This is a genomic window from Streptomyces sp. NPDC037421, from assembly GCF_055602105.1.
Map to the genome: position 1 here is coordinate 1 of NZ_JBVJWV010000048.1, position 20,072 is coordinate 20,072.

The window sequence follows — 20,072 nt, forward strand, 5'->3', positions numbered from 1 at the left end:
CCCCCCCCCCCCCCCCCCCCCCCCCCCCCCCCCCCCCCCCCCCCCCCCCCCCCCCCCCCGCCCCCCCCCCCCCCCCCCCCCCCCCCCCCCCCCCCGGGCCCTTCGACGTCAAGCCGTGGGGCTTAGCTGAACGAGTCGCCGCAGGCGCAGGAGCCGGTGGCGTTCGGGTTGTCGATCGTGAAGCCCTGCTTCTCGATGGTGTCGACGAAGTCGATGGAGGCGCCGCCCAGGTACGGGGCGCTCATGCGGTCGGTGACGACCTTGACGCCGTCGAAGTCCTTCACGACGTCGCCGTCGAGGGAACGCTCGTCGAAGAAGAGCTGGTAGCGCAGGCCGGAGCAGCCGCCGGGCTGGACGGCGACGCGCAGCGCGAGGTCATCGCGGCCTTCCTGCTCCAGCAGGGTACGGACCTTCTCGGCGGCGGCGTCGGACAGGAGGATGCCGTCGCTCACAGTGGTCTTGTCGTCCTGTACGGACATCTGCATTCACTCCCGAAGTGGGCGGCTCCCCGCCGGTGGCTGGGGAAACGTCGGACTCTTGCCGTCGATGGCAACCAGCGGGACCGCGGTTTCATTCCGGGTCCGGCGCCTCGTTTTCTCGATTCATGCTCGCACACCCCGGCGGCCCGGTGGACCCCGCGACGAGGACCGGTGGAGTGGCGTACCCCGCACGGGGCGAATGCGTCACATCGACACTATCGGCATCGTCAAAGTGACGTGAAGCAGCTATGATAGATAGCGTCAAATAGACGAGAAGTGTCGATCAAAACCCCCCGCAGTCCCAGATTTCCTTGTCGCAGAACAGAAAGGGTGCGTGTCGTGACCACCGCCCAGCCTTTGGACGTCCAGCCGACGCCCCTTGCCCTGCTGCTGCTCGGCCGTGAGGCCGACCCCAAGAGCGAGCGCGGGGTGGAGTGCCCCGGCGACCTTCCCTCGCCGTCCGACCCGGACCTGGTCTCGCGCGCCCGCGCCGCCAAGGAGAAGCTCGGCGACAAGGTCTTCATCCTCGGCCACCACTACCAGCGTGACGAGGTCATCGAGTTCGCCGACGTCACCGGCGACTCCTTCAAGCTGGCCAAGGACGCGGCCGCCAAGCCGGAGGCCGAGTACATCGTCTTCTGCGGCGTGCACTTCATGGCCGAGTCCGCGGACATCCTGACCTCGGACGACCAGAAGGTCGTCCTGCCCGACCTCGCGGCCGGCTGCTCGATGGCCGACATGGCCACCGCCGAGCAGGTCGCGGAGTGCTGGGACGTGCTGACCGAGGCCGGGATCGCCGGTACGACGGTCCCCGTCTCGTACATGAACTCCTCCGCCGACATCAAGGCCTTCACCGGCAAGCACGGCGGCACGATCTGCACCTCGTCCAACGCGAAGAAGGCCCTGGAGTGGGCCTTCGAGCAGGGCGAGAAGGTGCTCTTCCTCCCGGACCAGCACCTGGGCCGCAACACCGCGGTCCGCGACATGGGCATGTCCCTGGACGACTGCGTCCTCTACAACCCGCACAAGCCGAACGGCGGCCTGACCGCCGAGCAGCTGCGGAACGCCAAGATGATCCTGTGGCGCGGCCACTGCTCGGTCCACGGCCGGTTCTCGGTGGACTCGGTCAACGACGTGCGCGAGCGCATCCCGGGCGTGAACGTGCTGGTGCACCCCGAGTGCAAGCACGAGGTCGTGGCGGCCGCGGACTACGTCGGCTCGACGGAGTACATCATCAAGAAGCTGGAGGCGGCCCCGGCCGGCTCCAAGTGGGCCATCGGCACCGAGCTGAACCTGGTGCGCCGACTGGCGAATCGATTCGCCCCGGAGGGCAAGGAGGTCGTCTTCCTCGACAAGACGGTCTGCTTCTGCTCGACGATGAACCGCATCGACCTCCCGCACCTGGTGTGGACCCTGGAGTCCCTGGCCGAGGGCAACCTCGTCAACCGGATCCAGGTCGACAAGGAGACGGAGAGCTTCGCGAAGCTCGCGCTGGAGCGGATGCTGGCGCTCCCGTAGGGAGGTCGCGCCCGCGCCGCGAACGCCCGAAGGGGCGCCCCGATGGGGCGCCCCTTCTGCGTTGGGCCCCCGGGCCGCCCCCGTCGGGCGGCCCGGGCCCGGCCCACCGGGCCGGTCAGGCGTCGGCCGGGGCTTCCTCCCGGGCCGGGGGAACCACCTTCAGCTTGGCCACGCGGCGCGCCGAGCGCTTCGCGCGGCGGCGTTCCTTGCGGAGCTCGATCATCGTGTAGAGCGTCGGCACCAGGAGCAGGGTCAGCAGGGTCGAGCTGACCAGGCCGCCGATCACGACCACCGCGAGCGGCTGCGAGATGAACCCGCCCTCGCCGGTGACGCCCAGCGCCATCGGGAGCAGGGCGAAGATCGTCGCCAGGGCCGTCATCAGGATCGGGCGCAGGCGGTGGCGGCCGCCCTCGACGACCGCTTCGACGACGCCCAGGCCCTGTGCCCGGTACTGGTTGACCAGGTCGATCAGGACGATCGCGTTGGTGACCACGATGCCGATGAGCATCAGCATGCCGATCATCGCCGGGACGCCCATCGGGGTGCCGGTGGCGATGAGCAGGCCCAGCGCGCCGGTGGCCGCGAAGGGGATGGAGACCAGCAGGATCAGCGGCTGGACCAGCGAGCGGAAGGTCGCGACCAGCAGCATGAACACGATCGCGATGGCCGCGAACATGGCCAGGCCCAGCGAGGCGAAGGCCTCGTCCTGGTCCTCGGAGACGCCGCCGATGGCGGCGGTGGCGCCCTCGGGCAGGTCCAGGGCCTTGAGCTTGGTCTGGAGCGCCGAGCTGACCGCGCCCGTGTTGTCGCCGACCGGCTTGGCGGTGATGGTGGCGGCGCGGGCGCCGTCGATCCGGGTCATCGCGACCGGGCCGGGGACCTCCTTCACCTCGGCGATGTCGCCGAGCTTGGCGGGGCCGACCGGGAGGGCCTGGAGCTCGGCCAGGGTCGCGGCCGGCTGGGCGGAGCGGATGACGATGTCCCGCTCGGTGTTGTCGAGCACGGCCTTGCCCACCGGGTTGCCGCGGACGGCCTGGGCGACGACCGCGCCCAGCGCGGCCTGGTTGAGGCCCGCCTCGGCGGTCTTGGGGGTGGCGGTGACGGAGATCCGGGGCACCGACTGGGCCAGGTCGCTCTGGACGTCGGTGACGTCCTCGAGGGTGGCCACCTCGGCGCGGACCTGTTCGGCGGCCTTGGCGAGGACGGCGCCGTCGCCCGCCTTGACGACCACGCTCAGGTTCTGGCTGCCGAAGCCGCCGCCCGCCGAGATGGAGGTGTCGCCGATGCCCTGGAGCTTGCCGAGGGCGTCCTGGATGCGCTGCTTGACGGCGTCGGACTGGCCGGCGTCGTCCAGGGTGACCTGGAAGGAGGCCTGGTTGGTGCCCGTACCGCCGCCGAAGGCCGCGAGGAATCCGGAGGAGCCCACGGTGACCTGGTGGTCCTTGACGCCCTCGATGGACTCCAGGGCCTTCTCCACCTTGCGGCTCGCCTCGTCGGAGGCGGCCAGCGAGGTACCGGCCGGCAGTTCCTGCTTGACCGTCAGGACGTCCTGGTCGCCCTGGTCGAAGAAGTTCGTCTTCAGCAGCGGGGTCATCCCGAAGGTGGCGACGAGGACGACGGCCGCGATCGCGACACTGGTCATCCGGCGGCGGGTGGCGAAGCCGAGGACCCGTACGTAGAAGCGCTGGAGGCGGCTGTTGGCCTCCTTCTCCTCCGCCTCGCGGCGGGCCTTCGCACGGCTCTCCGCATCCGCCGACGAGACGCCCTTGGGGGCGCGCAGGAACCAGTACGACAGCACCGGCACGACCGTCAGGGACACCAGCAGCGAGGCCAGCAGGGCGGCGGTGACGGTGAGCGAGAAGGAGCCGAAGAGCTCGCCGATCATGCCGCCGACGAGGCCGATCGGCAGGAAGACGGCGACGGTGGTGAGCGTGGACGAGGTGACCGCGCCGGCCACTTCCTTGACGGCGGTGGTGATCGCGGCCTCGCGCTCCTCGCCGTAGCCGAGGTGGCGCTTGATGTTCTCCAGGACCACGATCGAGTCGTCGACGACCCGGCCGATGGCAATGGTGAGGGCGCCCAGCGTCAGCATGTTGAGGGACAGGTCGCGGGTCCACAGCACGATCAGGGCGAGGACCACGGACAGCGGGATGGAGACCGCGGTGACCAGCGTCGAGCGGATCGAGGCCAGGAAGACCAGGATCACGATGACGGCGAAGGCGAGGCCGAGCAGGCCCTCGGTGGTCAGGCCCGAGATGGAGCGGGCGACGGCCGGGCCCTGGTCGCTGACGACGGTCAGCTCGGCGCCGGAGCCGAGCGTGGAGCGCAGCTCGGGGAGCTTGTCCTTGACGGCGTCGGAGATGGCGACGGCGCTGCCGTCCTTGTCCATGGTGAGGACGAGGGCGAGGCTGGGCTTGCCGTTGGTACGGGTGATGGAGTCGGCCTTGGCCGGCTCCTGCTTGACGGCGGCCACGTCACCGAGGCGGACGGCGGGCTTGCCGGGGCCCGCGGTCAGCCGGAGGTCCTCCAGCTGGGCGAGCGAGGTGTAGCCGGAGCCCACGCGGACGGTGCGGTTCTTGCCCTGCTCGTCGAAGGAGCCGGCGGGGACGGTCGTACCGCCCGCCTTGAGGCCCTCGGCGAGCGCGGCGCCGTCGAGGCCGGCGGCGGCGAGCTTGGCGTTGTCGGGGGTGATGGTGACCTGGAGGTCGCGCACACCGTCCACGCTGACCTGGCCGACGCCCTCGATGTCCTCCAGGACGGGGACGACGGAACGGTTCAGCTGGTCGGCGAGCGCCTGCTGGTCCTTGTCGGAGGTGACGGCGAGGACGACGGTCGGGATGTCGTCGGTGGAGCCGGCCACGACCTGCGGGTCCACCTCGGCGGGCAGCCGGACGCGGGCCCGGTTGACGGCCTGCTGGACGTCGGCGACGAGCTGCTTGGTGCCGCTGTCGCCGTAGTCGAAGCTGGCGCGGATGAGGGCGTTGCCCTCGCTGGCGGTCGAGGTGATGCCAGTGATGCCGTCGACGCCCTTGAGGGTGTTCTCGATCGGCTCGATCACCTGCTTCTCGACCACGTCGGGCGAGGCGCCCTGGTACGGCGCGAGCACGGAGACCATCGGCAGCTCGATGGAGGGCAGCAGCTGCTGCTTGAGCTGCGGGATGGCTATGGCACCGAACAGGAGCGCCACGATCGACACGAGGCCGACCAGCGCTCTCTGGGCGAGGCTGAAGCGGGACAGCCAGGACATGGGTGTGGGATCTCTCTGCTGGTCGTTCGCGAGGGCCCCTCCAGCCTTCCGCACCCGGCGGGCCCGGTGCGTCGCTCCCAGGTGCCGTCCTTATGTGCGGCATACCGCGTCCGCAGTACTCCGCTCTACTGCGGTCCGCCGCGGGTCAGTCGGCGCGCGGCCGGACCAGTCCCGATTCGTACGCGATGACCACCAATTGCGCCCGGTCGCGGGCCCCGAGCTTGGCCATGGCCCGGTTGACGTGGGTCTTCACGGTCAGCGGGCTCACCTCCAGCCGGGCGGCGATGCCGTCGTTGGACAGCCCGCCGGCGACCTGTACGAGGACCTCGCGCTCGCGTCCGGTCAGCGCGGCGAGCCGTGCGGCGTGGGCGGAGCCGGCGGCGGGGGCGCTGGCGCGGCCGCCCTGGGCGAGGAAGCTGGCGATGAGGCCTTTGGTGGCGGCCGGGGAGAGCAGGGCCTCGCCGGCGGCGGCGACGCGGATGGCGTTGAGGAGTTCCTCGGGCTCAGCGCCCTTGCCGAGGAAGCCGGAGGCTCCGGCGCGCAGGGCCGCGGCCACGTACTCGTCCACCTCGAAGGTGGTCAGCATGACGACGCGGACGTCCGACAGCTCCGGGTCGGCGCTGATCATGCGGGTGGCGGCGAGACCGTCGGTGCCGGGCATCCGGATGTCCATGAGGACGACGTCGGCCCGCCGCTCGCGGGCGAGGGCGTACGCCTGGGCTCCGTCCGAGGCCTCACCGACGACCTCCATGTCGGGCTCGGAGTCGACGAGCACCTTGAACGCGCTGCGCAGCAGCGCCTGGTCGTCGGCGAGCAGGACCCGGATGCGGGCGGGGGCGGCGTCGGCGGGATCGGTCATACGGTCAGGGTAGGCGGCGGACCGGTGCACCGGTCCGCCAGGTGGCGGCTCCCCAACGGCCCGCGCCGGCAGGGCCCGTGGGCGGGCGCGGCCGGCTTCAGCCGAGGGCGAGGACCAGCAGGACGGCGGTCGCGGCGACCTCGCAGACGGCGCCGAAGACGTCCCCGGTGACCCCGCCGAAGCGGCTGAGGCAGCGGCGGAGCAGGAGTTCGGCGGTGAGCAGGGCCGCGAGGACGGCGGCCGCGTGCTGGGCGGCGGCGAGCGGGCCCGCCGGGAGGGCTGCGAGGGCGGCCACCGCGACGACGGCGGCGGCCACGCAGGCGGCCGCCCGCTGCGGGACCACGCCGGCCACCGCCGCGCCGAGCCCCTCGGGCCGGGCGGCGGGGACCCCCTCGCGGGAGGCCAGGGTCATCGCGAGGCGGGCGGCGACGGCGGCGAGTACGGCGGCCAGGGCGCCCCGGGTCCAGCTGTCGGCGTACGCGTTGGCCAGGGCGGCCACCTGGACGAGGAAGACGACGAGGAGGGAGATGACCCCGAAGGGGCCGATGTCGGACTGCTTCATGATCCGCAGGGCGTCCTCGGCGGGCTTGGCGCTGCCGAGCCCGTCGGCCGTGTCGGCCAGGCCGTCCAGGTGGAGCCCGCGGGTCAGCGCCGCCGGTACGGCGACGCTGACGGCCGCGGCGAGCAGCGGGCCGCCGCCGAGGAGCAGCAGGAGCGTCCCGGGGACGGCGGCGAGCAGGCCGACGGCGAGGCCGGCGAGCGGGGCGCAGGCCATGCCGGTGCGGGCGGCGGGCCGGTCCCAGCGGGTGATGCGCGCGGGGAGAACGGTCAGCGTGCCGAAGGCGAAGCGGATCCCGTCGGACAGGGAGGCGCGTTCCCCGGGCGGCCGCGGCAGTGGATCATCGGTCGAGTCTGTCATCGGCGCGAACGCTACCCGCTTACGGTGAGCGGTAAATTGCTCAATACGTGTCATATCGGGAGCTGGTGTCGTGGGTCACTGGTGGGAACGCAACATCATCGAGCCGGGCAAGCTCCCCCTGCTGCTCGCCCTGCTGTCCTTCGTGCTGTCTTTCCTGGTCACACGGGTGATCACGAGGCTGATCCGGGCCGGGCGGGGGCCCTTCAAGAACATCACCCCGGGCGGGCTGCACGTCCACCACGTGGTGCCGGGCGTGGTCCTCGTGATCATCGGCGGGTTCGGTGCGGTCGGCAGCGCCGGGCACAGCTTCGGCGCGGGCCTGTCGGCGGTCCTCTTCGGCCTGGGGGCGGGCCTGGTGCTGGACGAGTTCGCGCTGATCCTGCACCTGGACGACGTCTACTGGAGCGAACAGGGCCGCAAGAGCGTGGAGATCGTGGTGCTGACGGCCGCGGTGGTGGCGCTGGTGCTGGGCGGCTTCCTGCCCTTCGGGGTCAACGAGCTGTCGCCGGAGGAACGGCACAGCCGCGGGCTCGTCGTCATGAACACCGCCACCAACTTCTTCCTCGCCCTGATCGCCCTGTGGAAGGGGAAGCCGCGCACCGCGATATTCGGGCTGGTGATCCCCTTCGTGGCGCTCATCGGGGCGGTGCGCCTGGCCCGGCCCGGTTCCCCGTACGCCAAGCGCTTCTACGCCAGGCGTCCGCGCGCGCGGGCGAAGGCGGGGCTGCGGGCCTTCCACCACGACCGGCGCTGGGCACGGCCGCGGCGCAAGTTCGAGAACTTCATCAGCGGGCTCTCCGACCCGGAGAAGCATCCCGCCGAGCGGCGCGAATAGCGCGAAGGGCCCGCCCCCGTGCGGTACGGGGGCGGGCCCTTCGCGGTGTCGGTGTGCCCCGGCCGCTTCAGCCCGGGATGAGGCCGTCGTCGCTGAGCATGTCCCGCACCTCGTCGAGCGTGGCCCCGGGCGCGGGCAGGATCAGCTCGGACGGCTCCAGCGCCTCGTCCGGCAGCGGGCTGCCGAGGCGCCTCACGGCGTCGAGCAGCGCGCCCAGCGTGCGCCGGAAACCCTCCTGGTCGCCGGATTCCATCTCTTCGAGGAGCTCGTCGTCCAGCTTGTTCAGCTCGGCGAAGTGCTCGTCGGCCAGCTCGACCTGGCCCTCCCCCATGATGCGGACAATCATGACGGGCCCCTGTCCTACTGCTTGTCGAACCGGTGCTGGGTCTGGTGCGGCTGCGCGGTGCCCGGGGCGCCGCCCTCGATGGCCTGCTGCTGCGCGGACGGGCCGCCGGCCAGCTCGGCCTTCATCCGCTGGAGCTCCAGCTCGACGTCACTGCCGCCGGAGAGGCGGTCCAGCTCGGCCTGGATGTCGTCCTTGGAGCCGAGACCGCTCTGGTCGTCCAGGGCGCCGGAGGCGAGGAGCTCGTCGATCGCGCCGGCGCGGGCCTGGAGCTGGGCCGTCTTGTCCTCGGCCCGCTGGATGGCGAGGCCGACGTCGCTCATCTCCTCCGAGATGCCGGAGAAGGACTCCGCGATGCGGGTCTGCGCCTGGGCGGCCGTGTAGGTGGCCTTGATGGTCTCCTTCTTCGTACGGAAGGCGTCCACCTTGGCCTGGAGGCGCTGTGCGGCCAGCGTCAGCTTCTCCTCCTCGCCCTGGAGGGTCTGGTGCTGCACCTCCAGGTCGCTGACCTGCTGCTGGAGGGAGGAGCGGCGGGACAGGGCCTCGCGGGCCAGGTCCTCGCGGCCCAGGGCGAGGGCCTTGCGGCCCTGGTCCTCCAGCTTGGCGGACTGGCTCTGGAGCTGGTTCAGCTGCAGTTCCAGACGCTTGCGGGAGGTCGCCACGTCGGCGACGCCGCGGCGCACCTTCTGGAGCAGCTCCAGCTGCTTCTGGTACGAGTAGTCGAGGGTCTCGCGCGGGTCCTCGGCCCGGTCCAGGGCCTTGTTCGCCTTCGCGCGGAAGATCATCCCCATACGCTTCATGACACCGCTCATGGGCTTCGCGCGCCCCCTTCTAGACGGACTGTGCTCCAGGTCACCGACAGGACCCACAGTACGGGCCCTGTCTCTATTACCGCACTGTTCGAGTACGGATGCGCTCCTCCTCCAGGACGAGTACCCCGGTGCCGTATCAGGCGTAAGGAGTAGGTGATCCCCGAGACCCCCGAGGACCGGAATCCCCGGCACCGGAAAGAGGCCCGCACTCGGTAGACGCCCGCCGTTGCCGGATCGTTCCCCGCCGGGGTGGGGCCCGTGGCCCCGACCACGTACGCTTGGGTTTTGTGTTTGGTAGCCGCTCCTCCAAGGAAGAGAAGGCCTCCGCCACCGACAAGGTGAGCGCCGGCCCCTCGCAGCCCCGTGACCCGCAGGCCCCGAAGGGCCGCCCGACGCCGAAGCGTGCTGTGGCCCAGTCGCAGCGCAAGGCCGTGGTGGCCTCGACCGGCAACCGCAAGGAGGACGCCAAGCGAGCCCGCGAGCGTCGCCGCGAAGAGATGGCCAGGCAGCGCGAAGCGCTGGCCAACGGCGACGAGCGCTATCTGCCCGCCCGCGACAAGGGACCGGTGCGCCGGTTCGTCCGCGACTTCGTGGACTCCCGCTTCTCGGTCGCCGAGATGTTCCTGCCGCTGGCCGTGATCATCCTCGTGCTGAGCATGATCCGGGTGCCCTCTATCCAGAACATCGCGCTGATGCTGTGGCTCGGCGTGATCGTCCTGATCATCCTCGACTCCATCGGCCTGTGGTTCCGGCTGCGGAAGGCGCTCAACGAGCGCTTCGCGGACGAGCCGCGCCGCGGCGCCGTCGCCTACGGCCTCATGCGCACCCTCCAGATGCGTCGCCTGCGCCTGCCCAAGCCGCAGGTCAAGCGCGGAGAGCGGCCCTGACCGGAGCGACGCCCGGAGCATCAGGGGCATCGTCGGGGGAGGGCTTCTCAGGGGGAGCCCGGCTGTGGCTGGAGGGACTGGGCGGACTGCGCAACGCCGTCCGCCAGGAACTCGTGGGCCGGCAGGTCGAGGAACAGATCACGCACCGCTTCCCGGTCGGGCAGCGGCTGCGGGTCCTCGACGTCGGCATGGGCCAGGGCACCCAGGCGCTGCGCCTGGCCCGGGCGGGACACCGCGTCACCGGCCTGGAGCAGGACGCCGCCATGCTGGCGGTCGCACACGCGGCGCTGGCCGCCGAGCCGGCCGGGATCCGCGACCGGGTCGAGCTGGTGGAGGGCGACGGCCGGGAGACCGGCGCGCACTTCGGACCGGGCAGCTTCGACGTGGTGCTGTGCCACGGGGTGCTGATGTACGTGTCGGAACCCGACGCGATGCTCGCCGGACTGGCGCGCATGCTCGCCCCCGGCGGGCTGCTGTCGCTGCTGGTGCGCAACGGCGACGCGCTCGCGCTGCGGCCCGGCCTGTCGGGCGACTGGACGGGGGCGCTGGCCGCCTTCGACACCGTCGACTACACGAACCGGCTGGGCCTGGACGTACGGGCCGACCGGCTGGCCGACCTGACCGCGACCCTGTCGGGCATCGGCGCGCCGCTGCACACCTGGTACGGGGTCCGCGTCTTCACCGACGGCACCGAGGCCGCGGCGGAGCTGCCGCCGGACGAGGAGCTGGAGCGGCTGCTGGCCGCCGAGGAGCGGGCCGGGCGCACCGATCCCTACCGGGGGGTGGCGGCGTTGCTGCACCTGTGCGGAGTGCGCGGGTAGCGCGGCAGCGCGCCTTGTACGTGCGGAACCCCGGGGGGACTCCCCCGGGGTTCCGTCGTATTCCGAGCGTCGCTCGACCCCGTCGCGGACCTGCCCGGCCGCTGCGCGGAGCTGCTCCGCGGGTAGGCGACGGGCGCCGCAGGCCACCCGCAGGGGCACCGGCGGCGGGCCGCAGGGCCTGACCCCCGGCCGGGGGTCAGGCCTCGGTGGCCGCCCGCAGGCTCATCGGGTAGATCTGGGTACCGTCCTCGAAGAGGGTCACCGTCTCCGCTCCGCCGTCCAGGAGCTCCTTCCAGACCTCTCCGATCCAGGACTCCGCGTCCCCCTGCGTGGTGAACTCCTCCGGCTCCACCGCCGGGGCCACCTCGCTGCCGTCGGCCGCCTCGAACCGCCACGTCCACGCCATGTCCGCCTCCGTTGCTCGTCCGCGATCTCACGCTTCTCGCCTTGAGTGTGCCCGCAGAGTAGCCGGGCGCGCACCACTACCGGCGACGCGGGAGGATCTCTGTGTGGAACTCACTCTGCTCGGCACCGGTACCCCTGAAGGACTGCCCCGCCCCGGCTGTCCCTGCGCCGCCTGCGCGGTCTCCGTGGGCAGCCGGTCCCGCGGCGCGACCTCCGTCCTCGTCGACGGGGCGCTGCTGCTCGACCTGATCCCCGGGGCGGTACTGGCCGGGGCCCGTGCGGGGCATTCGCTGGCCGGCGTACGGCAGGTGCTGCTGACGCACCCGCACGACGGGCCCGCCGTCGAGCTGCCGCCCGGACTGCCCGCCGCCGGGCGGGTGCCGGACGGGCGGGAGCTGTCGGTGATCAGCGGGCACCGGGTGCGGGCGGTGCCGATGGACGCCCCCGGCACCGGGTACGAGGTCACCGGACCCGACGGCAGCCGGCTGCTGTACCTCCCGCCGGGCGGAGCCCCCGCCGGGACCGCCCGCGCAGACGCGCAGCGGCCGTACGACCTGGTCCTCGCGGACGTGCTCGGCCGGCCGGAAGCGCTGGCCCGGCTGCGCGCGAGCGGCGCCGTCGGCCCGGCCACCGACGTGATCGCCGTGCACCTGGACCACGACACCCCGCCGGGCCCGGAACTGGAGCGCCGGTGCGCCGCGGCCGGGGCGCGGGCCGTGCCGGACGGCACCACCGTGGTGGCCGGCGAGTACCGGGCGGTACCGGACGTACCGCGCCGCACCCTGGTGCTGGGCGGGGCCCGCTCCGGGAAGTCCTTCGAGGCCGAGCGGCGCCTGGCCGGCTTCCCCGAGGTGGTCTACGTCGCCACCGGCGGCACCCGCGACGGCGACGCGGAATGGGCCCACCGGGTCGGCCTCCACCGGGAGCGGCGCCCGGCCACCTGGCGGACGGTGGAGACCTGCGAGCTGGTGCCGCTGCTGGAGCGGGGCGGCCCGGCGCTGCTGATCGACTGCCTCGCGCTGTGGCTCACCGACGCCATGGACCGGGCCGGCGCGTGGGACGACGCGGTGTGGGCCGCCGAGGGCCGCAAGCGGCTGCGCGCGCGGGTCGACGAGCTGGTGGCGGCGGTCCGCGCGACCCGCCGCCCGGTGGTGCTGGTGAGCAACGAGGTGGGGGCAGGAGTGGTGCCCGCGACCGCGTCGGGGCGGCGGTTCCGCGACGAGCTCGGCCGCCTCAACAACGCGGTCGCGGGCGAGTGCGAGCACGTACTCCTGGTGGTCGCGGGGCAGGCTCTCGTCCTCAAGGGACGACCGAGGTGAAGCGGAGCCGGTACACCCCCTGAGGGAGGGCCCGGGCGGCTGTAATCTCTGGCAGATGACCACGCTGAATCTCGACGACTTCTCCGATCTGATCGAACGCCCCGACGGGGGCGTCCGGCGTGACGCCGAGGAGCGTCGTGAGCGGCTGGCCGTGCCGCCCGGCGCCCTGGGCCGGCTCGACGAGCTCGCCGAATGGCTGGCCGCCGCGCAGGGCCGGGTGCCGGTCAGGCCGATCCAGCGGCCGCGCGTCGTGCTGTTCGCCGCCGACCACGGCATCGCCGCCCAGGGCGTCTCCGCCCGGCCCGCGGGCAGCGCCCACGAGCTGGTGCGCGCCGTCCTCGACGGGACCAGCCCGGTCTCCGTGCTGGCCGGCCGGTTCGGCGCGGGCGTGCGCGTCGTGGACGCGGGCCTGGACTGCGACCCGGAGCTGCTGCCCGAGGACGTGGTACGGCACCGCGTACGGCGCGGCAGCGGCCGGATCGACGTCGAGGACGCGCTGACGGCCGAGGAGGCCGAGGACGCGCTGCGGCTCGGGATCCAGATCGCCGACGAGGAGGCCGACTCCGGTACGGACCTCGTCGTCCTCGGCGACCTGAGCGTGGGCGGCACCACGGTGGCGGCCACGCTGGTGGCCGCGCTCTGCGGGACGGACGCGTCCGTGGTCACCGGCCGCGGCGGACTGCCGATCGACGACCTGGCCTGGATGCGCAAGTGCGCCGCCATCCGCGACTCGCTGCGCCGGGCCCGCCCGGTGCTCGGCGACCAGCTGGCGCTGCTGGCGGCGGTCGGCGGCGCGGACGTCGCCGCGATCACCGGCTTCCTGCTGCAGAGCGCGGTGCGCCGTACGCCGGTCATCCTCGACGGGGTCGTCTCGGCGGCCTGCGGGCTGGTGGCCCAGCGGGCCGCCTTCCGCGCCCCCGACTGGTGGCTGGCCGGGCAGTCCAGCGGGGAGCCGGGCCAGGCGAAGGCCCTGGACCGGATGGCACTCAACCCGGTGCTCGACCACGGCGTCACAGTAGGAGAAGGAACCGGGGCCCTGCTGGCGCTCCCCCTGGTCCAGGCGGCCGCCGCGCTCGCGGCGGAACTCCCGGAGAGGGCTGCTGCGGAACAGCCGACGGACTGAGACACCGGGCACTACGGGCCTGACCAGTCCGCAGTGCTCGCACTGCGCTGCGGACCGGTGACGCCCCATATCATCGCTTTTCATGGGAGAGGTCCGCTTGACCAGCGTAGAAACCGACCGGAGCCCCGATCAGGCTTCCGGCAAGGGTTCCAACAACAAGAAGGAGCAGGGAGGGGAAGCGGCCGCGAAGCCGGAGAGCCGCAGGGGCACTCCCAGGTCGCGGCGCGGTGCCGCCTTCGCCGTCTGGTACCTGCGGATCGTCACCTTCGTGAACTTCCTCAGCGCGGTGTGGCTCTCGCTCGGGCAGGACCTGCGCCGGCACAACACCGCCGACTTCTACACCCCGTACCTGCTGACGGCCGGGTTCGCCTCCGGGCTGTTCTCGCTGCTGCTCGCGGTCACGATGGGCCGCCGCAAGCGGGCCGCCTGGATCCTGAACCTGGTGGTCAGCGGGATGCTGCTGCTGGCCTTCGCGGTCGCCGCCTTCGCGCCCTGCACGAGCGGCGAACTGAGCATGTGCTACCCGGAGTTCCGCCAGCACGCGCAGAACTGGGTCTCGCTCGCCCTGACCGCGGCCTTCGTCGGCGCCCTGCTGCTGGGCCGCCACGAGTTCTACGCGAAGGGCGACCGCTCCAACCCGAAGCTCGCCACCGCGGTCGCCGCCGTCGGCCTGCTCCTCACCTCGCTGATCGCCGCCCTGCTCGTCGGCGCCACCAACACCGACGCCGACCGCGCCGACGCCACGTTCCTGGCGCGCTGGCGGTACGGCGTGATGCGGCTGATCACGCTGGCGCCCGACGACAAGGCCTACCGCGCGATCACCACACCCGCCTGGGTCGACGTGGCCATCAACGTGATGTCGATGCTGCTGCTCCTCGCCGTGCTGTTCGCGGCGTTCCGCTCGCGGCGCGCCGTCGACCCGATCACCCCCGAGGACGAGGAGCGGCTGCGGGCGCTGCTCGCCAAGCAGGGCGACCGCGACTCGCTCGGCTACTTCGCGCTGCGCCGCGAGAAGTCCGTGATCTGGTCCCCGACCGGCAAGGCCGCCGTCACCTACCGCGTCGTCGGCGGGGTCTCGCTGGCCTCCGGCGACCCCATCGGCGACCCCGAGGCCTGGCCCGGCGCGATCGAGCCGTGGCTGGCCGAGGCCCGCGAGCACGGCTGGGTGCCGGCCGTGATGGGCGCGAGCGAGGAAGCCGGGCAGATCTACGCCCGGCACGGCCTGGACGCCCTGGAACTGGGCGACGAGGCCATCGTGGAGACCGACGAGTTCACGCTGGAGGGCCGCGCCATGCGCACCGTCCGGCAGGCGTACAACCGGGTCAAGCGGGCCGGCTACACGGTCCGCATCCGCCGACACGCCGACATCCCCGCCGACGAGATGGCCGTGCTGCTGGAACGGGCCGACGACTGGCGCGACGGCGCGACCGAGCGCGGGTTCTCCATGGCGCTGGGCCGCCTGGGCGACCCGGACGACGGCCAGTGCGTGATGCTGGAGTGCACCGACGGCAACGGCGACCTGCGCGCCGTGCTGTCCTTCGTGCCGTGGGGACCCAAGGGCCTGTCCCTGGACCTGATGCGCCGTGACCGGGACTCCGAGAACGGCCTGATGGAGTTCATGGTCATCGAGCTGCTGGAGCGCTCGAAGGAGATCGGCGTCACACAGGTCTCGCTCAATTTCGCGATGTTCCGTTCCGTCTTCGAGCGCGGGTCCAAGCTCGGCGCGGGTCCGGTGCTGCGCATGTGGCGCTCGCTGCTGAGCTTCTTCTCCCGCTGGTGGCAGATCGAGTCCCTCTACCGGGCCAACGCCAAATACCGCCCGATCTGGGAGCCGCGGTTCATGCTCTTCGAGAAGAGTTCGGACCTGCTGCGGATCGGCATCGCGGCGGGTCGGGCCGAGGGCTTCCTGGAGGCACCCGGCCTGCCCAAGTGGCTGCACCGCAAACACCTGGAGACGATTCGTTGACGTCGTGGAAGACGGAGGTCCGGCAGTTCGCCCGCCGTGAGTGGGGCCCTCTGCTGCTGACCGTGCGGGACGCGCTCGTCCGCGACAGGTGGCGGGCCGTCCCGATGACCCTCGGGGCGGTCGCCCTGACCTCCGTCTTCCAGATCGTCCAGAACACCTCCTGGGGCTTCCAGCCCGTACAGGACCTGGGGTCCGTGAAAGCCGCCGACCCGCTGTGGCTGGCGCTGCTGCGGACCCCGCTGTCCCTCTTCGTCCCCGCCCTCGACCTGCCCGTGTGGGGGGCGCTCGCGCAGATCCTGCTGGTCTTCGGCATCGCGGAGATCTGCATCGGCTGGTGGCGCACCCTGCTCATCGGCTACGTCGCCACCATCGCCGGGACCACGTACGCCCGGATCGGGCTCTCCCTGGGCCCCGACCACCCCTTCGGGCTGCCGGTGTCCGACCGGGTCGTCAACGACACCGGGCCGTCGGCGGCGGTGGTCGGCCTCGCGATCTACGTGTGCTGGCGCTACCGGGCGTACCTCACGGCGGCTCTGGTGATCCTCGTGATAATCGGCGAGGTGCTGGTCAAGAACAACCTCGCCGGCAAGGAGCACCTGGCGGCCATCGCCGCCGTCATGGCGGTGTGCGTGGTCCGCGCCAAGTGGGGACCGGCCCGCTCGCGGACCCCGCTCGGCCCCCGGCCGCCCGCGCCCCCCTCCTCGCCCGCACCCCCGGGATCCGCACGGCTCTAGCGGGAGCCCGTACCGTGTCCGGGTGACGACAGACCTCGGGCCCTTCGCCGCCACCCGGCAGTGGATGCGTGCGCATCCGCTCGCCACCGACGCCGTGCTCGCGTTCGGGGCGCTGGTCTCCATGGTCGTCGGGTCCTTCGCCGACCCGCACGGGCCGCACGGCCCGACCTTCGGCACCCGTACGCCCGAGCCCCTCTCCCTGCTGCTGATGCTGCTCGGCGCGGCCGCCCTCGTACTGCGTCGCCGCCGGCCCCGTACGGTGCTCGCCGTCACCTGCGGACTGTCGCTGCTGGAGCTGACCACCGGGGAGCCCCGGGCGCCCGTCGCTATGAGCGCGGTGATCGCCCTGTACACGGTGGCCGCACTCACCGACCGGCCCACCACCTGGCGGACCGGGCTGCTGACGATGGCCGGGCTCACCGGGGTGGCGATGCTGGCCGGGCCGATGCCCTGGTACGCGCAGGAGAACATCGGCATCTTCGCCTGGACCGGGATGGCCGCGGCCGCCGGGGACGCGGTGCGCAGCCGGAGGGCCTTCGTCGACGCGATACGCGAGCGGGCCGAACGGGCCGAACGGACCCGGGAGGAGGAGGCCCGCCGACGGGTCGCCGAGGAGCGGCTGCGGATCGCCCGGGACCTGCACGACGTGGTGGCCCACCACATCGCCCTGGTCAACGTCCAGGCAGGGGTGGCCGCGCACGTCATGGACAAGCGGCCCGACCAGGCGAAGGAGGCCCTCGCCCACGTACGGGACGCCAGCCGCAGCGCGCTGAACGAGCTGCGCGCCACCGTCGGACTGCTGCGCCAGTCCGGCGACCCGGAGGCGCCGACGGAACCCGCGCCGGGGCTGGCCCTCCTGGACGAGCTGCTGGACACCTTCCGGCACGCGGGGCTGCCGGTGGCGGCGACCGTCCAGCTGGGTCCCGGCACCGAGCCGCTGCCGGCGGCCGTGGACCTGGCGGCGTACCGGGTGATCCAGGAGGCGCTGACCAACGTCCGCAAGCACGCGGGCCCGGGGGCACAGGCCGAGGTCAGCGTGGTCCGCGTCGGGGCCTCGGTGGAGGTGACCGTACTGGACGACGGGGGCGACTCGGCGGACTCGGCCCCGGGCCAGGGCGACCCGGGCGGCGGCCACGGCCTGCTCGGCATGCGCGAACGTACGGGCGCCCTGGGCGGCTCCTGCTTCGCGGGCCCGCGCTACGGGGGCGGGTTCCGGGTGCACGCGATCCTGCCGGTGTGAGGGGGCGGGGGCGGGGGCGGGGGCGTACGGGGCTTGCGGTGCGGGCCCGCTATCTACCCTCGACCCCCCGGGGCGGGACGGTGGGGTGGGGAGCGGTGTCCTGGCGGGGCGGTCTCACAGCCGGTTTGGGGGTTTCCCGTCAGTCCCATCGTCCTTCCGTGTCGGGCCGGCCCGTCACGGGCGCTCCCTTCGGTCGCGTCACTGCGTGATCGCCTTCGGCGACCCCTGACAGCCCGTCCCGCCCCGGAAAGCCGAAAGACTGCCGGGAAACCCCCAAAAGGACGGCACGGTCGATGGGGAAGGGACGGGTCTCTCAGCTGTGAGGCGGCGGGGACCGGGGCAGGCCGGCCGGGCATCCGAGCCCTCAAGGGCCGAGATCCCGGGCCGGGGCCCGCCTGTGCGCACGAGAGGTTGATCAGAGCGACCTGCGGACCACCCAGGCGCGCCAGATCGCTACGCGCTCCCGTCGCCTCGGCGTCCGACGACCGTCCGGGGCCGGTACCCGCACCAGAAGATGAACAGAGGAGCGCGGGAAGCCGACAGGCGCGTGAGATCGCTACGCGCTTCTGTGCTCTCGGCGGCCGGAGGCCGTCTTGGCCTGGTGTAGACGGGGGCTCTACGGTCATGGTCAACACGTGCGCCCGGGCGCGGAAGGTCGCGTGGGAAGCGGGAGTGGTCACCGCTCAGACCCCCGCCCCAGGATCCCGGATGTGCCGCCGGGGCTCGCTGGTGATCGACCGTTCGGGCAGGGGTTTCAGGGACGCTTTCCAGGCATCGAGTCGGTCGAGGGTGGCAGGACGTGCCAGGCTCTCTCAAGTGGCAACGTGTGGCCGGTCATCGACTGGATGTCGCTCTCGAGTGCCGCGCGGGAGCGCAGGGCCTGAAGGTGTTGGGTGGTATAGCGCTGGTGGGCAGTGGAGCTGGACCATAGCGTGGTGACCAGGTGGCGGTCCGCCTCCAGCCGGGTGACGACACCCGTGAGCATGCCGCCGGCCGCTGCCATGCCTGGGGCCCACACCGTGCGCTGGACGTCGAGGAAATGCTCCTGGCGTCCGGGCAGTAGTCGGCAGTCGGCGACCCGTAGGAGAGTGGCGCGTTCAAGAGCACGGGGCAGGGCTGTCTCCCCCGGCATCTCCAAGACGACCTCTCCGGTGGCGACCTCGATCGCGGAGTAGCCGGCGCTCTGCCGGTTGCCGGCGAACACCGAGTCGTGCCGCTCCTGCATGAAGCCCAGGTACGCCTCCGCGTCGGTCCACAGTCCCAGCAGATGAGCACAGTCGGTGGCCGGGTCCCAGCCACCGACCTGCCCGACCAAACCTGGTTGATCACTGATCGTCGACCAGACGCGCTGGGCCGCAGAGAACTCTCCCCGCGCGGTCACCGGCACCTTGCAACTGATCCATTTGCCCCACATGGGCAGCTTCCCTCCCAGGCGCGAACACGACGAACCGACGTAAGGAATCATCGATCGCAGACCCCGACCGACGTATCGGCCGGCGGACGCAGCAAACCTGGGACCAGCGAAGTAGGACCTGAGGCGTAGCCGGAGGCCTCCCAGCAGGAGCCGAGCCGCCGACACGCACTCGGGGCACTCACCTACTGGCGGACGGGTCTGATGGACGGGTATGAACGCGCGGTCAGGGGCGGGGTCGTGCTGACTTTCCCCGACCGGTTCACCTCACTGGAACAGCTGGTGGCCGCCTTGGCCGTCGTGTGCTCGGACGAGCACGACCGGGCCCGCCGCGTATTCGGTGAGGGCTGCGAACGGCGGTTGCCGATTCTCGGTGATGGGGGCCACGACGGCATGTGCCTTCGAGGAGGACCCGATGAGTGAGCAGTACGAGTACGTCCCCCACCGCTTGCTCCGCTGCCAGGTCCGCGACATCGCCTCCGGCACCGAAGGCGTCCTCATGGCCGTGATCAACGAGAACGTCTCGGACACCGGCATCGAGCACTGGATGGAGCTCGCCTACATCCGGGGCGCCTCCGGCCGCGAATTCACCACCGCCGCCACCAACGTCGTACCCGCCCCAGACCAGCCCCGGACGGTCGTGGGCCGCCGAGACGGGAGAAGCACGTAGCGATCTCACGCGCCCATCCGATCCCTGGGCTGCTCTGATCAACCTCTGGTGCGGGTACCGGCCCCGGACGGTCGTCAGACGCCGAGACGACGGGAGCGCGTAGCGATCTGGCGCGCCTGGGTGGTCCGCAGGTCGCTCTGATCAACCTCTCGTGCGCACAGGCGGGCCCCGGCCCGGGATCTCGGCCCTTGAGGGCTCGGATGCCCGGCCGGCCTGCCCCGGTCCCCGCCGCCTCACAGCTGAGAGACCCGTCCCTTCCCCATCGACCGTGCCGTCCTTTTGGGGGTTTCCCGGCAGTCTTTCGGCTTTCCGGGGCGGGACGGGCTGTCAGGGGTCGCCGAAGGCGATCACGCAGTGACGCGACCGAAGGGAGCACCCTTGACGGGCCGGCACGAACCGGAAGGACGATGGGACTGACGGGAAACCCCCAAACCGGCTGTGAGACCGCCCGAAGGGATCCCGCCCCCGAAGCCCGCCCCGAAAG

18 protein-coding genes are annotated in these 20,072 nt (G+C 72.3%); 10 read left to right on the forward strand and 8 right to left on the reverse strand.

Annotation, left to right across the window (positions count from 1 at the left end; translation table 11 throughout):
• Positions 1-122 precede the first annotated feature (122 nt).
• On the reverse strand, positions 123-479 hold the full coding sequence (locus ACZ7IF_RS36295; RefSeq protein ID WP_030029080.1) for a HesB/IscA family protein: 357 nt from the start codon (positions 477-479) through the stop codon (positions 123-125).
• A 339-nt stretch (positions 480-818) separates the two neighbouring features.
• Here ACZ7IF_RS36295 and nadA point away from each other — a divergent pair, with 339 nt between their 5' ends.
• Complete coding sequence (nadA, locus tag ACZ7IF_RS36300) at positions 819-1,997, forward strand: quinolinate synthase NadA (protein ID WP_470980789.1); 1,179 nt, start codon at positions 819-821, stop codon at positions 1,995-1,997.
• Between the two features lie 115 nt (positions 1,998-2,112).
• On the opposite strand, the gene ACZ7IF_RS36305 is transcribed toward nadA, so the two are convergent.
• The 3 genes from ACZ7IF_RS36305 to cobS all read right to left on the reverse strand — a co-directional run bounded on the left by ACZ7IF_RS36305 (position 2,113) and on the right by cobS (position 7,022).
• Positions 2,113-5,244 (reverse strand): efflux RND transporter permease subunit, encoded by a 3,132-nt coding sequence (locus ACZ7IF_RS36305; RefSeq protein ID WP_470980792.1) that lies wholly within the window; start codon positions 5,242-5,244, stop codon positions 2,113-2,115.
• Positions 5,245-5,389: 145 nt separating this feature from the next.
• Positions 5,390-6,103, reverse strand: coding sequence for a response regulator (locus tag ACZ7IF_RS36310; RefSeq protein WP_470980795.1), 714 nt, complete (start codon positions 6,101-6,103; stop codon positions 5,390-5,392).
• Positions 6,104-6,200: 97 nt separating this feature from the next.
• Positions 6,201-7,022, reverse strand: coding sequence for an adenosylcobinamide-GDP ribazoletransferase (cobS, locus tag ACZ7IF_RS36315; protein ID WP_470980798.1), 822 nt, complete (start codon positions 7,020-7,022; stop codon positions 6,201-6,203).
• Between the two features lie 70 nt (positions 7,023-7,092).
• On the opposite strand from cobS, the gene ACZ7IF_RS36320 reads away from it, so the two are divergent.
• Positions 7,093-7,857 (forward strand): hypothetical protein, encoded by a 765-nt coding sequence (locus ACZ7IF_RS36320; protein ID WP_470980801.1) that lies wholly within the window; start codon positions 7,093-7,095, stop codon positions 7,855-7,857.
• 67 nt (positions 7,858-7,924) lie between these two features.
• On the opposite strand, the gene pspAA is transcribed toward ACZ7IF_RS36320, so the two are convergent.
• Together pspAA and ACZ7IF_RS36330 are read right to left on the reverse strand one after the other, a co-directional pair.
• Positions 7,925-8,203 (reverse strand): PspA-associated protein PspAA, encoded by a 279-nt coding sequence (gene pspAA / locus ACZ7IF_RS36325; RefSeq protein WP_470980804.1) that lies wholly within the window; start codon positions 8,201-8,203, stop codon positions 7,925-7,927.
• Positions 8,204-8,217: 14 nt separating this feature from the next.
• Positions 8,218-9,012, reverse strand: coding sequence for a PspA/IM30 family protein (locus tag ACZ7IF_RS36330; RefSeq protein ID WP_470980806.1), 795 nt, complete (start codon positions 9,010-9,012; stop codon positions 8,218-8,220).
• Positions 9,013-9,290: 278 nt separating this feature from the next.
• Here ACZ7IF_RS36330 and ACZ7IF_RS36335 point away from each other — a divergent pair, with 278 nt between their 5' ends.
• A complete protein-coding gene (locus ACZ7IF_RS36335; RefSeq protein ID WP_470980808.1) occupies positions 9,291-9,899 on the forward strand; it encodes a DUF3043 domain-containing protein in 609 nt (202 codons plus the stop codon).
• A gap of 113 nt (positions 9,900-10,012) precedes the next feature.
• The gene (locus ACZ7IF_RS36340) at positions 10,013-10,720 is read left to right on the forward strand and encodes a class I SAM-dependent methyltransferase (protein WP_470980811.1); all 708 of its coding nucleotides are present in this window, start codon (positions 10,013-10,015) and stop codon (positions 10,718-10,720) included.
• A 196-nt stretch (positions 10,721-10,916) separates the two neighbouring features.
• On the opposite strand, the gene ACZ7IF_RS36345 is transcribed toward ACZ7IF_RS36340, so the two are convergent.
• Positions 10,917-11,126 (reverse strand): hypothetical protein, encoded by a 210-nt coding sequence (locus ACZ7IF_RS36345; protein WP_470980814.1) that lies wholly within the window; start codon positions 11,124-11,126, stop codon positions 10,917-10,919.
• A 103-nt stretch (positions 11,127-11,229) separates the two neighbouring features.
• On the opposite strand from ACZ7IF_RS36345, the gene ACZ7IF_RS36350 reads away from it, so the two are divergent.
• The 5 genes from ACZ7IF_RS36350 (at position 11,230) to ACZ7IF_RS36370 (ending at position 17,507) form a co-directional block, all read left to right on the forward strand.
• Positions 11,230-12,444, forward strand: coding sequence for a bifunctional adenosylcobinamide kinase/adenosylcobinamide-phosphate guanylyltransferase (locus ACZ7IF_RS36350; protein WP_470980816.1), 1,215 nt, complete (start codon positions 11,230-11,232; stop codon positions 12,442-12,444).
• Between the two features lie 55 nt (positions 12,445-12,499).
• Positions 12,500-13,567, forward strand: a complete 1,068-nt coding sequence (gene cobT / locus ACZ7IF_RS36355) for a nicotinate-nucleotide--dimethylbenzimidazole phosphoribosyltransferase (protein WP_470980819.1) — start codon at positions 12,500-12,502, stop codon at positions 13,565-13,567.
• Between the two features lie 82 nt (positions 13,568-13,649).
• Complete coding sequence (locus tag ACZ7IF_RS36360) at positions 13,650-15,533, forward strand: phosphatidylglycerol lysyltransferase domain-containing protein (protein ID WP_470980822.1); 1,884 nt, start codon at positions 13,650-13,652, stop codon at positions 15,531-15,533.
• On the forward strand, positions 15,530-16,267 hold the full coding sequence (locus ACZ7IF_RS36365) for a hypothetical protein (protein ID WP_470980825.1): 738 nt from the start codon (positions 15,530-15,532) through the stop codon (positions 16,265-16,267). The genes ACZ7IF_RS36360 and ACZ7IF_RS36365 overlap by 4 nt, the downstream gene beginning before the upstream one ends.
• Before the next feature lie 22 nt (positions 16,268-16,289).
• Positions 16,290-17,507, forward strand: a complete 1,218-nt coding sequence (locus tag ACZ7IF_RS36370) for a sensor histidine kinase (protein WP_470980828.1) — start codon at positions 16,290-16,292, stop codon at positions 17,505-17,507.
• A gap of 754 nt (positions 17,508-18,261) precedes the next feature.
• Here the strand turns inward: ACZ7IF_RS36370 and ACZ7IF_RS36375 are convergent.
• Positions 18,262-18,921 carry a DUF4937 domain-containing protein gene (locus tag ACZ7IF_RS36375; RefSeq protein ID WP_470980831.1) on the reverse strand — a complete coding sequence of 220 codons (660 nt, stop codon included), beginning with the start codon at positions 18,919-18,921 and terminating at the stop codon, positions 18,262-18,264.
• 412 nt (positions 18,922-19,333) lie between these two features.
• Here ACZ7IF_RS36375 and ACZ7IF_RS36380 point away from each other — a divergent pair, with 412 nt between their 5' ends.
• Positions 19,334-19,588, forward strand: coding sequence for a hypothetical protein (locus ACZ7IF_RS36380; RefSeq protein WP_470980833.1), 255 nt, complete (start codon positions 19,334-19,336; stop codon positions 19,586-19,588).
• Positions 19,589-20,072 lie beyond the last annotated feature (484 nt).